We start from the raw sequence: 15454 nt of genomic DNA on the forward strand, positions 1-15454 counted from the left end.
CATTTTTCGACCGACGGGGCACGACCCGACAGCCGATTCGACGGGAACCATGAACGAATTGCAGAAGTTGCTGGAGCGCGCGCTCGAACATCACCAGGCAGGTCGCCTTGCCGACGCACAGGCGCTCTACAAGGAGATCCTCGCGCGCGAGCCGGGACAACCGGGCGCGCAGCACTTCCTGGGTCTGCTCGGCTGTCAGATCGGGCAGTATGACGCGGGCATCGCGCTGATGGAGCAGTCGCTCGCGGCACGGCGCGAGCCTGCGTATCTGAACAACCTGGGCAACGTGCTGCGCGAGCACGGACGTCTGGACGACGCCATCGCACGCTATCAGGAAGCGGTGTCGCTGAAAGCAGACTACGCGGAGGCGCACAACAATCTGGGCAATGCGTTGCGCGAAGCAAAACGTGCCCACGAGGCGATGCAGAGTTGCGCGCGGGCCATCGAATTGAAGCCGGACTACGCGCACGCGTACAACAACCTTGGTAACGCGCTGCAGGATTTGGGCGAGCTTGAGGCCGCGTCGAAGAGTTATGGCAAGGCGATCGCTCTTGCGCCGGATTTCGCACGGGCCCACAGCAATCTGGGCAACGTGCGACTCGCGCAGCAGCAGACGGATGCCGCCATCGACAGCTATCGCCGGGCGGTTCAATTGCAGCCGGATCTGCGCGCGGCCCGTCAGGGGCTGAGCGCGGCGCTGCGCGCGAAAGGCGATCTGGCAGGCGCGCTGGCACTTGCCGATCCGATGCCGCCGCGCGAAGAACTGGACCAGCATATGGCGCTTGCCCGCCAGTTGCGCGCGCAACGGCAGTTCAGCGTGGCATCGGCGATCTACCAGAAAGTGCTCGCAGTCGATCCGGACAACGCGCACGCCCATTGCGAGCTTGCGGACGTGTGCGGGTGCCTGGGCGCATACGACGACGCTGTCAGCCACGCGCGCCGCGCGATCGAACTCGCTCCGCGCGATGTCGCGGCGTACAACATTCTCGGCAATGCATACTACTCGCTGGAAAAGTTCGAAGCCGCCGAGTTGAGTCATCAATACGCGCTCGAGTTCGACGCGGATAACGCCCAGACGTATCACTATCTTGCGATGGTGCAGGTCAAGCAGAACAAACCGGGCGATGCGCTCGCGAACTGCAGCAAGGCCCTGTCGATCGCCGGCAAGAATGCTGCGATGCTGTTGACGCTCGGCGACATCCGGCGCCAGCTGAACGACGTGCGAGGCGGTATCGCAGCGTATCGCGAGGCGCTGACCCATGGCGGCGATGCGATGCCCGTCTACATTCGCATGCTGTTTGCCATGACGAGTTCGCCGGAATTCGAACCGCGTGAATGGCTTGATGACGCGCGCCGCTTCGGCGAGTTGATGCGAATCCGCTCGCAGCCCTTCGAACATGCGCCTGGTTCGCCACGCGACAAGCGGCCTTTGCGCGTCGGCTTCGTATCGGGCGATCTCCGTAGCCACCCCGTCGGGATTTTTCTCGAAAGCGTGATCGAGCGTATCGACAGGACGCGCATCGAACCGGTCGCGTACAGCACCTACGCATTCGAGGACGACATCACGCGCAGCCTGAAGGCGAGCTTCAGCGAATGGCACGGCGTGCACGGCATGACGACGGAAGAGGCGGCGCGCAAGATCCACGCGGACAGTATCGACGTTCTCGTCGATCTCGCCGGGCATACCTCGTGGACGGGGCTGCCGATCTTCGGCTTCAAGCCCGCGCCCGTGCAGGTCAGCTGGCTCGGCTTCTTCGCGACGACGGGCAGTACGGCGATCGACTATTTTCTCGGCGACCGGCACGTGCTGCCCGAAACCGAAGAGGCGCATTTCGTCGAGCGGCCGTGGCGGCTGCCCGACAGCTACCTGTGCTTCACGCCGCCGCGCGAGGCCGTGTCCGTCGGCCCGCTGCCGATGCTTTCGAACGGGCATGTCACGTTCGGCTGCTTCGGCAAGCTCGTGAAGGTGACGGACAAGGTGATCGCCGTATGGTCGCGCCTGATGCGTGCGCTGCCCGGCTCGCGGCTCTTTCTCAAGGCACCGGAGCTGAAGGCCTCCGACATGTGCGAGGCGACGAAGGCGCGCTTCGCGGCGCACGGCATCGACGAAGGGCGGCTGATTCTCGAAGGTCCGTCGCCGCGCGCGCTGTATCTGGACGCGTACAACCGCGTGGACATCACGCTAAGCCCGTTTCCGTACGGCGGCGGCACGACCACGGCCGAAGGGCTGTGGATGGGCGTGCCGGTGCTGGGCATGAAGGGTGACCGGTTCGTCACGCATATCTGCGAAAGCCTGCTGCACACGGCGGGCCTGGGCGAGTGGATTGCCGAAGACGAGGAAGACTACGTGCGCAAGGCGCTCGCCTATGCGGGCGATCCGGGAAAGCTGAACACATTGCGCGCGGGCCTGCGCGCCCAGGTGCTGAACTCGCCGCTGTGCGATGCGAAGCGCTTTGCACGCAGCCTGGAATCGGCCTTCGAGCAGATGTGGTCGCGCTACGTGGCCGGGGCAGACAAGACGCTGGAAGAGTCATGAACGAACGGCAGGCGCTGCTGGAGCGCGCGCTCGGGCATCACCAGGCGGGACGTCTGGGGCAAGCGCAGGCGCTGTACCGCGAGATCCTGGCACAGGAGCCGGGGCAGCCGGATGCGCAGCATTTTCTGGGTCTGCTGGGCTGCCAGCTGGGCCAGTACGACGCGGGGCTTGCGCTGATGGAGCAATCGCTCGCGGCGCGGCGGGAGCCGGCGTACCTGAACAACCTGGGCAACATGCTGCGCGAGCACGGCCGGCTGGAGGAAGCGATCGCGCGGTATCAGGAAGCGGTGCGCCTGCAGGTCGACTACGCGGAGGCGCACAACAATCTGGGCAATGCGCTGCGCGAAGCGGGGCGGGCGCAGGAGGCGATGTACTGCTGCGCGCGGGCCATCGAGCTGAGCCCGCAGTCCGCGCAGGCGTACAACAACCTGGGCAATGCGCTGCAGGATCTGGGCGAGCTGGATGCAGCGGCGGTGAGCTATGGCAAGGCGATTGCGCTGGCGCCCGGGTATGCGCAGGCGTACAGCAACCTGGGCAACGTGCAGCGGGCGCGGCAGCAGATGGATGCGGCCATCGGCAGCTACCGGCAGGCCATCGGCCTGCAGCCGGACCTGCACGTGGCGCATCACGGACTGGGCCTGGCGCTGCGCGCAACAGGCGACCTGGCGGGCGCGGCAGCGAGCTTGCGGGCCAGTCTGAAGCTGAATACGGCCGATGTAATCAACAGCTACGCCACGGTCTTGCGCGATCAGGGAGAACTCGACGAAGCCGCCTCGTACTATCGCAAGGCCATTGCGCTGTCGCCGGACGACGCTCAGGCGTACAGCAATCTGAGCGGCGTGCTGCGGCGACAGCAGCAGTTTGCCGAAGCGCTTTCGATGAGCGACCGCGCGGTGGCGTTGTCGCCCGAACAGGCGCAGGCGTGGAACGCGCTCGGCAATGCGCAGCACAGTCTCGACGATCTGCCGGGCGCCACGCGCAGCTACCGGCGCGCGCTGGAACTGGACAATGACGATGCGGGCGCGCACCACAACCTTGCGCTGGTGTTGCTCAAGCAGGAGCGCACGGACGAAGCGCTCGTGCATTGCCGGCGGGCGCTCGCGCTGGAAGGGCCGAATGCGTCGATGCTGGTGAATCTCGGCGACACATTGCGCGCACAGGGCGATATCGACAGCGCGCTCGACGCCTATCGCGATGCGTTGACGCTCGATCCCGCCGAGCCGCTGCTCGTCTATCAACGGCTGCTGTTCTGCGCAGCGGGCACGCACACGGTGACGCCCGAACGGTTCATCGACGACGCGCGCCGCTGCGGCGCGCTGATGGCGGCCACGGCGCGCCCGTACCGTCATCTGCCCACGGAACGCACGCGCACGGGCGCGTTGCGCGTGGGACTCGTGTCGGGCGATCTGCGCCAGCACCCGTCGGGCATTTTTCTTGAGAACGTGCTGGACCACATCGACGCGCGCCGCATCGAACTCATCGCCTATTCGACGTGCGCGAAGCACGATGAGGTGACGGACCGTCTGAAGCACAAGTTCGGCCTTTGGCGCGACGTGCACGATCTGGGTCCGGAGGCGCTGGCGCGCCGCATCCATGACGATGCGGTCGACGTGCTGGTCGATCTGTCCGGCCACACGCAGTTCTCTGGATTGTCGGCGTTCGCGTGGAAGCCCGCACCCGTGCAGGTCAGCTGGCTCGGCTTCTTTGCGACGACGGGGCTTTCGCAGATCGACTATTTCCTTGGCGACCGGCACGTGCTGCCCGAAACCGAAGAGGCGCATTTCGTCGAGCGGCCGTGGCGGCTGCCCGACAGCTACCTGTGCTTCACGCCGCCGCGCGAGTCCGTGTCCGTCGGCCCGCTGCCGATGCTTTCGAACGGGCATGTCACATTCGGCTGCTTCGGCAAGCTGATCAAGATCGGCGACAACGTAGTTGAGCTGTGGTCGCGGATGCTGCATGCGCTGCCGGACTCGCGCCTGTTCCTGAAAGCGCTGGGCCTTGAACATCCGGGCGCTCGCGAGGCGACGAAGGCGCGCTTCGCGGCGCACGGCATCGACGAAGGGCGGCTGATTCTCGAAGGTCCGTCGCCGCGCGCGCTGTATCTGGACGCGTACAACCGCGTGGACATCACGCTAAGCCCGTTTCCGTACGGCGGCGGCACGACCACGGCCGAAGGGCTGTGGATGGGCGTGCCGGTGCTGGGCATGAAGGGTGACCGGTTCGTCACGCATATCTGCGAAAGCCTGCTGCACACGGCGGGCCTGGGCGAGTGGATTGCCGAAGACGAGGAAGACTACGTGCGCAAGGCGCTCGCCTATGCGGGCGATCCGGGAAAGCTGAACACATTGCGCGCGGGCCTGCGCGCCCAGGTGCTGAACTCGCCGCTGTGCGATGCGAAGCGCTTTGCACGCAGCCTGGAATCGGCCTTCGAGCAGATGTGGTCGCGCTACGTGGCCGGGGCAGACAAGACGCTGGAAGAGTCATGAACGAACGGCAGGCGCTGCTGGAGCGCGCGCTCGGGCATCACCAGGCGGGACGTCTGGGGCAAGCGCAGGCGCTGTACCGCGAGATCCTGGCACAGGAGCCGGGGCAGCCGGATGCGCAGCATTTTCTGGGTCTGCTGGGCTGCCAGCTGGGCCAGTACGACGCGGGGCTTGCGCTGATGGAGCAATCGCTCGCGGCGCGGCGGGAGCCGGCGTACCTGAACAACCTGGGCAACATGCTGCGCGAGCACGGCCGGCTGGAGGAAGCGATCGCGCGGTATCAGGAAGCGGTGCGCCTGCAGGTCGACTACGCGGAGGCGCACAACAATCTGGGCAATGCGCTGCGCGAAGCGGGGCGGGCGCAGGAGGCGATGTACTGCTGCGCGCGGGCCATCGAGCTGAGCCCGCAGTCCGCGCAGGCGTACAACAACCTGGGCAATGCGCTGCAGGATCTGGGCGAGCTGGATGCAGCGGCGGTGAGCTATGGCAAGGCGATTGCGCTGGCGCCCGGGTATGCGCAGGCGTACAGCAACCTGGGCAACGTGCAGCGGGCGCGGCAGCAGATGGATGCGGCCATCGGCAGCTACCGGCAGGCCATCGGCCTGCAGCCGGACCTGCACGTGGCGCATCACGGACTGGGCCTGGCGCTGCGCGCAACAGGCGACCTGGCGGGCGCGGCAGCGAGCCTGCTGCACGGTCTCGACACGACCGATCCTCACGCCCACAACACGCTTGCCACAGCGCTGACCGACATCGGCGATCTGGAAGGCGCGCAGGCGCATTGCCGCAAGGCGCTCCAACTCGCCCCGGAACTGGCGATTGCGCACAGCAACCTTGGCGGTATCTTGCGCATGCTGCGGCGATACGACGAGGCGATCGCCAGCTGCCGGCGAGCGCTCGAACTCGATCCCCGTCTTGCCGTTGCCTATGTCACGTTAGCCACTGCCTGCTTCGATCAGGAGCAGTTTGCCGCGGCCGAGCAGGCATTCCGGCAGGCCATCGCACTCGGCGCGGGCGACATCAACGTGCATCACAATCTGGCCGTCACGCTGCTCAGACTGGAGAAAACGGGAGAAGCGCTGGCGAGCTGCCGCGAGGCGCTGTCCCGCGATGGCGCGACGGGACTCATGCTCACGACGTTCGGCGACATCCTGTGCGCGAGCAACAGGACAGATGAAGGACTCGCGGCCTATCGCCGCGCGCTCGAACTCGATCCGGACCTGTGGTTTGCGCATACGAGTCTGCTCTTCAAGCATGCAGGCTGGATTCATTGCGACCCCGTTCAAATGCTCGCCGATGCGCGCCGGTTCGGCGGCAGCATGACATCGGCGGCGCGACGCTGGGAACACGCGCCCGCATCCGTGCTAGCGAGGCCCTTGCGCATCGGCTTCGTATCGGGCGACTTGCGCGGGCACCCCGTTGCCGTGTTCATCGAAGGGCTTATCACAGCAGTGAACCCCGATCGCGTGCAGCTTTTCGCGTACGCGACGCAGCCCTCCGAAGACCACGTCACCGCCCGACTGAAGCCGCATTTCGGCGTGTGGCGCGATATCAGCGCGTTAAGCGACGAGGCGGCGGCGGACCTGATCGGGCGCGACGGCATCGACGTCCTGCTCGACCTCAGCGGGCACACGAAACATCACCGGCTGCCGCTCTTCGCAGGGAAGCCAGCGCCCGTGCAGGCCACGTGGCTCGGCTACTTCGCCACCACAGGCATCGCCGAGATGGACTATGTTCTCGGCGACGCGTACGTGCTGCCCGTCGATGAGGAAGCGCACTTCACCGAAAAGCCCTGGCGGCTGCCCGACAGCTACCTGTGCTTTACGCCGCCCGATGAGCCTGTCGAAGTCGGGCCGTTGCCGATGGCGGCAAATGGCTTCATCACTTTCGGCACGCTGAACAACGCGAACAAGCTCAACGACGAAGTCATCGCGTTGTGGTCCAGGGTGCTGCGCGCGGTGCCCGACTCGCGGCTCTTGCTGAAGTCGGCGCAGTTCGCGCAACCGCCATTCTCCGACCGGATCGCTCGTGCGCTCGCGGCACGGGGCGTCGCGCGCGATCGGTTGATCCTGCTTGGCCATTCGTACCGCCGGCAGCATCTGGAGGCTTTCAATTTGCTCGACATCGCGCTCGATCCTTTTCCCTATCCGGGCGGGACGACGAGCGTCGAAGGTCTGTGGATGGGCGTGCCCGTGCTGACGCGCAAGGGGGATCGCTTCCTGTCCCATGTCGGCGAAAGCATCTTGCACACGGCGGGATTGCCGGAATGGATCGCACGCGATAACGACGACTATGTCGCGAAAGCGGTCGCGTTCGCGAGCGACCCGGCCGCGCTCGCCGACGTGCGCCGCGGTCTGCGCGCGCAGCTTCTCGCGTCGCCGCTGTGCGACGCTCGACGATTCGCGCGCAACTTCGAAGACGCGATGGCGGGCATGTATGCATCGGTTGCAACGGGCGCGGCCTCGCGCGATTGACGCCGGCGTCCCCCTGGACGCGGACAGCGCGTGAGTCTGCGCGCGGCTACGCGCAAAGTAAAAAAGCCGCATCGCTGCGGCTTCGGAAGGTACTTCACCGTCTCCCATTCGAAAGCGTGGGAAGTCTGGCAATTGGATGGCAATTCGGATAGCAACCCGGATGGCCCGGCTGACGGAACGTCAACTGGCGCAGTCGGCTCTCAGCGGCTTCGCGCCGACATGATCCCCGTGATCTGATACTGCCGCGCCGCTTCAATCTTGCTGATCGCTTCGTTTTGGCGCGCCGCGAGTTCGTCGCGGCTGGCATGCGCCCGCTGCATGACGCTCGCATTGATCCGGTGGATTTCGCGGATCATGTCGAGCGCTTCGGCCGATTGTTCGGGCGCGAGCTGCCGAAAGAGCGGCGAGCACGCCTCGACGAGCGACGCAGCGCGCGTCCAGTCGCCCTGCAACGCGACGGACTCGAGTTCTTTCGTGAGTCCATATGCGCGGGTCAGCGCGTCGTTTGCCATGCTTTACTCCGGGTGTTTTCGCCGATCAGGTGCCGATTACTTGTTGGTTGCGAGCGCGCCCGCGCTGCTCGTGCCGCCAAACAGTTGCGTGAGGTACTGCGTGTTGCTCTGCATCTGCGCCATCAGCGTGTTGAGCGCGGTGAACTGCGCGTTGTACTGCTTGGTCAGCGTCGTCTGGTAGTTCGTCAGGTTCGTCTGCTGGTCGGAGAGATTCTGCAGGTCCGCGTTCAGCGCGTTCGTGCGCTGGTCGATGATGCCCGACGTCTGCGTATAGGTCGTGACGAGGTTGTTCAGCGTCACGCCCATGCCGTTGGTCGAATTGAACAGCGACGATACAGCGCTGCTGTTCGACGTCAGTGCATTTTTCAGCGCGGTGTCGTCGACCTTCAGCGTGCCGTCCGGCTGCAGGTCGATGCCGATGGCCGACAGCGAAAACGTGCTGCCGTTCGTCTTCACGCCGCTGCTGACTGCCGTTGCGAGCCCGCTCGAAATCGAGTTGAGCATCGAGTCGCCAAGCAGCGGACCCGCCGTCGAGGTGCTCGTGTCGTATGACGAGAGCGACTGAGCGGTGCTGACATACTTGTTGTACGCCGAGACGAAGTTGTCGATGGCCGTCTGCGATGCCGTCGTGTCGGTGGCGATGGAAACGGTCTGTGTCGTGCCGACGGCTGCGCTCGTCAGGTTCAGCGTGACACCCGTGAGCGCGCCTGTCACTGAATTGCTCGCGCTCGTCACCGCGTTGCCGTCGATGGTCAGCGATGCATCCTGCGCGGAGGTGACCGTGGTATATCCCGAAGCCAGCTTCGAGTTGACGCCCGTGGCCGTGACGGACAGCGTGTTGGCCTGGCCTGTCGCGTTCGACTGGAACACGAGGTGCTGGCCGTCGGTCGCCGTCAGAACGGTTGCCGTGACGCCCGGGTTGCCTGCTGCGTTGTTGATCGAGGATGCAATGTCGGCCAGCGATTGGCCCGCGGTCACGTTGATGTTGAATGCGCTGTTCGTGCCGAGCGTGATGCTCAGCGAGCCTGCGCTAATCGAATCGGTGCTGGTGATGGCTTGCGAAGAAATCTTCGCCGCCGTCGCGAGGTTGTTGACCTTGATGCTGTAGTTGCCCGCCGTCGCGCTAGTCGACATCGTGGCAGCGATGCCGGTGCCGCTTGTCGTCGCTGTCAGCTGGCTCAGCGCCGTGCCGTCGGAGAGGCCGCTCAGCGCGGTCTGGAGTGCGGAAAGCGCCGATTTGATCGAGCCGATCGCCGACAGTTCGGTGTTGTCCGCATTCTGCTTGGCGGTGATCGTGGCCGTTTGTCCGGCTGTCTTGGCGGTGACGATCGAGGACACGAGCGAATCGACATCCAGTGTCGATTTGGTCGCGCCACTGATAATGGACTGTCCCGCCTGGGCGAGAAGACTGGTGATATCAGTGCTGGTGGTGCTGGATGTCGCCGTCGTGGTCATGCCGGTACTCCGTTCTCGGTCGCGCCCTGCGCGGTTCAATGCTTATAGTGGACTGCGATCAATGCACTTCGGGAGGCATGCCTCCCGATCTTTCAAAACCTGTTCCGCGGCAGACACGCGTGTTGCTGCGTCTGCCGCGGCGCGGCGTCGTTGCCTTCGCCGCGCCTCGCATCATCGTTACTGGAGGAGCTTCAGAACTTGCTGCGGCAGCGAGTTCGCTTGCGCGAGCACCGAGATGCCAGCTTGCTGCAGAACCTGAGCCTTCGACAGGTTCGCCGTTTCCGTCGCGAAGTCCGCGTCGGTGATCTGCGAACGTGCAGCGCTCATGTTCGTCGATTGCGTTTGCGTCGTGGTGATTGCAGCCTGGAACGTGTTCTGCGTTGCACCCAGCGTTGCCTGGAAGGTATTGACTTGCGTCAGCGCTGCGTCGATCGCGTTCATTGCCGACTGTGCCGACGTTGCCGTCGAAACCGACAGCGAGGTCAGGCTGAGACCCGTCGTGTTCCAGACCGTGCTGCCGAAGTCGATGCTGATCTGCTGGCCCGAGAACGCGCCGATCTGGAAGTTGACCGTGCTTGCGCCCGACAGGATGTTCAGACCGTTGAACGTCGTTTGCGTAGCAACGCGGTTGATTTCCGACAGACGCGTTTGAACTTCAGCGTCCAGGTTGGCCAGTGCGTTCGAATCCAGCGAGCCGTCGCCTGCTTCAACTGCCAGTTGGCGGATACGTTGCAGGTTGTCGACGGTCGACTGCAGTGCGCCCGCAGCGGTTTGCACCATCGAGATACCGTTGTTCGCGTTGGCGGCGCCTTGCGTCAGTGCGTTGATCGACGCGGTTTGCGACGTCGAGATCGCGAGACCTGCCGCGTCGTCTGCAGCCGTGTTCACGCGCTTGCCCGACGAGAGACGGTTGATAGCCTGCGACAGCGCGCTTTGCGAGCCCGACAGGTTATTCTGCGTGGTCAGCGACAGAATGTTGGTGTTGATATTCAGCATTTTGCGTCCTCTTTATAAAACGCCTCGGAGATAGGCTGTTTGGCTTGGCGTCGCGCTTGACTGAATGCGTTGCGCCGCCGCCTGTCCTGGTTGACGGCGTGGTCAGAAGAAAACTTTAGGGGCGTTCTGGCGAAATTTGGGGGCGTATGGATGCGGCAACGGACGCTCAAGCCGCCGCCGGACGTGTCTGTAACGAATCCGAAGGCCGCGTATCCTTGGTGGACCGTTGTCCTTTCTGATGGAGATGTCATGCAGAAACGCAACCTCGGCAAATCGCATCTGCGGGTCGCGCCGCTGATGTTCGGCGGCAACGTGTTCGGCTGGACGGCCGACGAAGCGACATCCTTTTCGATCCTCGACGCGTTCGCCGACGCCGGCCTGAATTTCATCGACACGGCCGACGTCTATTCGGCATGGGTACCGGACAATCGCGGCGGCGAGTCGGAGACGATCATCGGCAAGTGGTTCGCGAAGTCGGGCAAGCGCGACAAGATCGTGCTGGCGACGAAAGTCGGCATGCTCGGTAGCCGCAAGGGATTGTCGGCGGGCAACATCCGCGCGGCCGTCGAAGATTCGCTGCGGCGCTTGCAAACCGATTACATCGATGTCTATTTCTCGCATCTCGACAACGAGGAGACGCCGCTCGCGGAAACGCTCGGTGCATATCAGCAATTGATCGAGGCAGGCAAGGTGCGGGTGATCGGCGCGTCGAACCATAGCGGCGCGCGCGTTCTGGAAGCCTTGAAGGTTTCGCGGGAAAACGGCCTGCCGGAATATCAGGTGATCCAGCCGGAGTACAACCTGTACGACCGCGCGGCGTATGAGACCGACCTCGAGCCGGTCACGCTGGTAGAGCGGCTGGGGGTCGTCTGCTATTACAGCCTTGCAAGCGGCTTTCTGTCGGGCAAGTACCGTTCGCGCGAAGATCTGAAGAAGAGCGCGCGTGGCGCCAAGGTCGAGGCGTATCTGAACGAACGCGGTTTCGCGATCCTCGACGCGCTGCAAGAGATTGCGGCGCGCCATCACAGCGCGCCGGCTTCGGTGGCGCTCGCATGGCTGATCGCGCGGCCGAGCATCACGGCGCCGATTGCCAGCGCAACGTCCGTCAAGCAACTCGAAAGCCTCGTCGCAGCAGTGAATCTAAAGCTCACGGACGCCGATCTGCGTGCGCTGAACGATGCAAGTGCCTGACGCGGTTCGCTAAAATGCTGGTCTGCGCGGCGATTTCCTGATATCATCGGGAGTGAATTGAGATCTTTGCTCGTTTCGTCATGGGTTACTGGTGGCGAAACGCTAGCTAGGCGCGGCGCCGCAACGTGCGCTGCCCGCGTTTCGCGGTGAACTCCCACCTCTCTTTTCCGGCCTCCGTGGCCGCTTTGCCTCTCGTTTCAGTTGTGCTTCGCCAGAGTCTGGAACGACCGGAGGGCCGGCGCGTGAGTGGGCTAACCGCCACGCCATTAACCGTATCAAGCGTATTTAGGAATTACATGACGACGATTCTTCTGAAAGAAAATGAGCCGTTCGAAGTGGCAATCCGCCGCTTCCGCCGCGCAATCGAAAAAAATGGCCTGATCGCAGAACTGCGCGAGCGCCAGGCGTACGAAAAGCCGACGACGGCACGTAAGCGCAAGAAGGCAGCTGCAGTGAAGCGCCTGCACAAGCGCCTGCGTAGCCAGATGCTGCCGAAGAAGCTGCACTAAGCACGCTTCCGGCACGCGAAAGCACGCCAAACGGCGGTGTGAGCTTCGAAAGAAGCCACACCGCCGTTTTCATTTCGGGGTGTCGTTGTTCGATATCGGAAAAGACGGCGGGGAAAGTGGACGGTTTGCCGCGCCCCGTACCGATCGACAAGGCGTCCGCTGTTGCAACGGCGCGACATGAAAGCGTGCTGGCGCCTTCATGAGATCGGCGCCGGACACATCACTTTGAAATTTTCTTGCGCCCTTTCTTGCCGAGTGTCGCGCATCGCATATGGCAGGCGCAGTCGATCTGATGGTCGTTGACCATGCCCACCGCCTGCATGAACGCGTAGCAGATGGTTGTGCCGACAAATTTGCAGCCGTAGCGTTTCAGCGCCTTGCTGAGCGCATCCGATACTTCCGTCGACGCGGGCGCGTGCTTGTAGGTCGTCCACGTATTCTGGATCGGCGTGTTGTCGACGAACGACCACACGAAATCCGCAAATGAACCATGCTCCGCCTGGATCTGCCTGACAGCCTTTGCATTCGTCACTGCGGACTCGATCTTGCCGCGATGTCGCACGATGCTTTCATCCAGCACGAGTGCGTCTAGCTTTTGCTGCGAAAAGCGGGCGACCGTGTCGATCTCGAAGTTGGAGAATGCACGCCGGTATCCGTCGCGCTTGTTCAATATGGTCGACCACGATAGCCCGGCCTGCGCGCCTTCGAGCACCAGCATTTCGAACAGGTGCTGGTCATCCCGCGAGGGGACGCCCCACTCGGTGTCGTGATAGTGTGCGAGCGCTTCGCTCGTTGCCCAGTTGCATCGCTGCTCAGCCACGTTCAGGCTCCTGCATGGTTGGTTGATCGCCCGTCGATCAGGCCACGCCAGCATAGCGGAACGGAGAGCCGCGACAACCTGGCCATTCGGCTAATTGTCGCGAGCGGGCGGACCTGCCACGCTATGCCCTAATACATCACTGAGACATCACTGAGCATATCGATGAATCAAGACCTCTATCTAATCGGCGTCGATGGTGGCGGCACCGGCACGCGCGTCGTGCTGGCGAACGCCGCAGGCCACGAACTCGCGCAAGGCACGGCCGGGCCGTCGGGGCTCGGTTTGGGCGTCGAGCGCGCATGGGAAGCGATCCTCGCCGCGAGCGCGCAGGCGTTCGAACGCGCCGGCCTTGCCGCAGACTGGTCACACTGCGTGCTCGGCTGCGGCCTTGCGGGCGTCAACAACCGGGACTGGCTGGCTGCGTTTCGCTCGAAGGCGCCCGCGCAGGCCGGACTCGCGATCGAAAGCGATGCCTACACGACGCTGCTCGGCGCGCATGGCGGCGAGCCGGGCGTGATTGTCGCGCTGGGGACGGGCAGCGTCGCAGCCGTGCTCGATCGTAGCGGCGCGAGCCGCATGGTCAGCGGCTACGGCTATCCGTCCGCCGACGAAGCCAGCGGCGCATGGCTCGGCTTGCGCGCGATCGTGCATGCGCAGCACGCGCTCGACGGCCGTGTTCCCGCCGACGAATTCTCGAAAGCACTGGTCAAGCATGTCGGCGCAACCGATCGCGATGGACTCGTCGTATGGTTGTGCGACGCGAATCAGACCGCTTATGCGAGCCTCGCGCCTGTCGTCGTCGCGCATCGAGAGCACCCGTTTGCGGCGCGTCTGCTCGAGCAAGCGGGCGACGAGATCGGCAAGATGATTGCCGCGCTGGACCCGTCAGGAGCGCTGCCTGTCGCGCTGTGCGGCGGGCTCGGCAAGCCATTGAGCGAGTATGTGCCAGCGCCATTTCGAAAGCGTCTGCGCGAGTCCATTTCGGATTCGGCGCACGGCGCGCTGCAACTCGCCCAGCGCGAGGCTGCGCGAATCGGCGCTGTAGGCGCTTCAAAGCCGGACGAGCGCCTCGATCGCGAGCCATGAACGGAAGGGTGCGCGCCTGGAGGCGATAAAATAGATGTTTTCAGACGCTGCCCGCCCGCCTTCCCATGTACAAAGTTATCGCGAGTGACCTCGATGGAACGCTGCTGAACAGCAACCATCAGGTCGATCCCTTTACGATCAGCACAATGCGGGCGCTCGAATCGCAGGGCGTGCCCATCGTGATCGCTACCGGGCGCCACTATTGCGATGTCGCTGGCATTCGTGACGTACTGGGCATCCGGCCGTATCTGATCACGTCGAACGGCGCGCGCGTCCATGCGCCTGACGATGAAATGATATTCGCCGACGATCTGCATCCGAACGTCGTCCAGCAACTGGTCAAGCGGGAGATCGCGGGCGAGCATGGACGCGTGATCGTCAACCTGTTCGCCGACCGCGAATGGCTGATCGACCGCGATGCTCCGCACCTGCTGCGCTATCACCAGGACTCGGGCTTCACATATAACGTGATCGATCTGCAGCAGCACGACGGCGCCGACATCGCGAAGGCGCTTTACATCGGCGACCCGAACGATCTCGCCGTAGTGGCGGCCAATCTTCAGCGCACATTCGGCGAGACGCTGTACGTGACTTACTCGCTGCCGGATTGTCTCGAAGTGATGACGGCGAACGTGTCGAAGGGGCGCGCGTTGCAGGTCGTGCTCGAGCGGCTGAATGTGCCGGCTGCGAAGTGTGTCGCGTTCGGCGACAACATGAACGACATCGACATGCTCGAAACGGCCGGCCATCCGTTCATGATGAACAACGCGAATCCCGATCTGATCGCGCGTCTGCCGAACGTGCCGCGCATCGGCAACAACTTCGAAGCAGGCGTCGCGTATCACCTTCGCAAGCTCTTCGAACTCGATGATGAATTGACTGCGTAAGCCCGTAACGCATCCGATTCACACGGCGCGCGGCCCATTTTGGGACGCGCGCCATGTGAAGGCGTGGAGGAATCGGTGTTTGAGTGCCCCCGAGCTGTCGCCGAGAGATGCTACCCGGCATCGGCGATATCGGAATCGCGTCGATCCCTCGATCACGGCCTCGCAAAGGCCTTAGTCGTGATACCCCCAACCGCGACCGTTCTCGTTCCAGTGGTTGCCGTGGTTGTCATTCCAGCGGTTGTCGTGATCCCAGCCGCGGCCGCGGTTCCAGTCGCGGTCGCGTCGATAGCCGTCATAGCGATGGTCGCCCCAGTAGCGGTTGCCGTAATAGACGGGTTGCGGAGCCGCGTACACGGGCGCCGGTGCCACGTACGCCGGAGCGGGCGCGCCGAGCGACAAGCCGATGCTCAGATTCGTATGCGCCTGTGCGACACCGCATGCGCCAGCGGCGAGGCCAGCTGCGACGAGCATGTGAGTGACGATGCGCTTCATGTTGCTTCTCCTG

12 protein-coding genes are annotated in these 15454 nt (G+C 63.9%); 7 read left to right on the forward strand and 5 right to left on the reverse strand.

Features of this window, described 5'->3' with window-relative positions:
• Positions 1-49 precede the first annotated feature (49 nt).
• Genes VSR68_RS13905 through VSR68_RS13915 form a run of 3 tightly spaced genes read left to right on the forward strand, consistent with a single transcriptional unit; the run spans position 50 to position 7493 of the window.
• A complete protein-coding gene (locus VSR68_RS13905; RefSeq protein ID WP_342940399.1) occupies positions 50-2536 on the forward strand; it encodes a tetratricopeptide repeat protein in 2487 nt (828 codons plus the stop codon).
• On the forward strand, positions 2533-5022 hold the full coding sequence (locus VSR68_RS13910; protein ID WP_342940400.1) for a tetratricopeptide repeat protein: 2490 nt from the start codon (positions 2533-2535) through the stop codon (positions 5020-5022). Before VSR68_RS13905 ends, VSR68_RS13910 begins: the two co-directional genes overlap by 4 nt.
• On the forward strand, positions 5019-7493 hold the full coding sequence (locus VSR68_RS13915) for a tetratricopeptide repeat protein (RefSeq protein WP_342940401.1): 2475 nt from the start codon (positions 5019-5021) through the stop codon (positions 7491-7493). Before VSR68_RS13910 ends, VSR68_RS13915 begins: the two co-directional genes overlap by 4 nt.
• Positions 7494-7693: 200 nt before the next feature.
• Here the strand turns inward: VSR68_RS13915 and fliT are convergent, their stop codons facing one another.
• The 3 genes from fliT to VSR68_RS13930 form a co-directional block, all read right to left on the reverse strand.
• Positions 7694-8005: a flagellar protein FliT gene (gene fliT, locus VSR68_RS13920; RefSeq protein ID WP_342940402.1), complete on the reverse strand. Its 312-nt coding sequence runs from the start codon at positions 8003-8005 to the stop codon at positions 7694-7696.
• Between the two features lie 36 nt (positions 8006-8041).
• Positions 8042-9460, reverse strand: a complete 1419-nt coding sequence (gene fliD, locus VSR68_RS13925) for a flagellar filament capping protein FliD (protein WP_342940403.1) — start codon at positions 9458-9460, stop codon at positions 8042-8044.
• Positions 9461-9637: 177 nt separating this feature from the next.
• On the reverse strand, positions 9638-10456 hold the full coding sequence (locus tag VSR68_RS13930; protein WP_342940404.1) for a flagellin domain-containing protein: 819 nt from the start codon (positions 10454-10456) through the stop codon (positions 9638-9640).
• 249 nt (positions 10457-10705) lie between these two features.
• Here VSR68_RS13930 and VSR68_RS13935 point away from each other — a divergent pair, with 249 nt between their 5' ends.
• Positions 10706-11647, forward strand: a complete 942-nt coding sequence (locus VSR68_RS13935; protein WP_342940405.1) for an aldo/keto reductase — start codon at positions 10706-10708, stop codon at positions 11645-11647.
• A 296-nt stretch (positions 11648-11943) separates the two neighbouring features.
• On the forward strand, positions 11944-12156 hold the full coding sequence (gene rpsU / locus VSR68_RS13940) for a 30S ribosomal protein S21 (RefSeq protein ID WP_007581560.1): 213 nt from the start codon (positions 11944-11946) through the stop codon (positions 12154-12156).
• A gap of 220 nt (positions 12157-12376) precedes the next feature.
• On the opposite strand, the gene VSR68_RS13945 is transcribed toward rpsU, so the two are convergent.
• Positions 12377-12976: a DNA-3-methyladenine glycosylase I gene (locus VSR68_RS13945; protein WP_342940406.1), complete on the reverse strand. Its 600-nt coding sequence runs from the start codon at positions 12974-12976 to the stop codon at positions 12377-12379.
• Between the two features lie 162 nt (positions 12977-13138).
• On the opposite strand from VSR68_RS13945, the gene VSR68_RS13950 reads away from it, so the two are divergent.
• The gene (locus tag VSR68_RS13950) at positions 13139-14062 is read left to right on the forward strand and encodes a BadF/BadG/BcrA/BcrD ATPase family protein (RefSeq protein WP_342940407.1); all 924 of its coding nucleotides are present in this window, start codon (positions 13139-13141) and stop codon (positions 14060-14062) included.
• A 65-nt stretch (positions 14063-14127) separates the two neighbouring features.
• The gene (locus VSR68_RS13955; RefSeq protein WP_342940408.1) at positions 14128-14949 is read left to right on the forward strand and encodes a Cof-type HAD-IIB family hydrolase; all 822 of its coding nucleotides are present in this window, start codon (positions 14128-14130) and stop codon (positions 14947-14949) included.
• Between the two features lie 171 nt (positions 14950-15120).
• On the opposite strand, the gene VSR68_RS13960 is transcribed toward VSR68_RS13955, so the two are convergent.
• Complete coding sequence (locus VSR68_RS13960) at positions 15121-15441, reverse strand: hypothetical protein (protein ID WP_342940409.1); 321 nt, start codon at positions 15439-15441, stop codon at positions 15121-15123.
• Between the last annotated feature and the right edge of the window lie 13 nt (positions 15442-15454).

Source organism: Paraburkholderia phymatum (genome assembly GCF_038900715.1).
Taxonomy (GTDB): domain Bacteria; phylum Pseudomonadota; class Gammaproteobacteria; order Burkholderiales; family Burkholderiaceae; genus Paraburkholderia; species Paraburkholderia phymatum_A.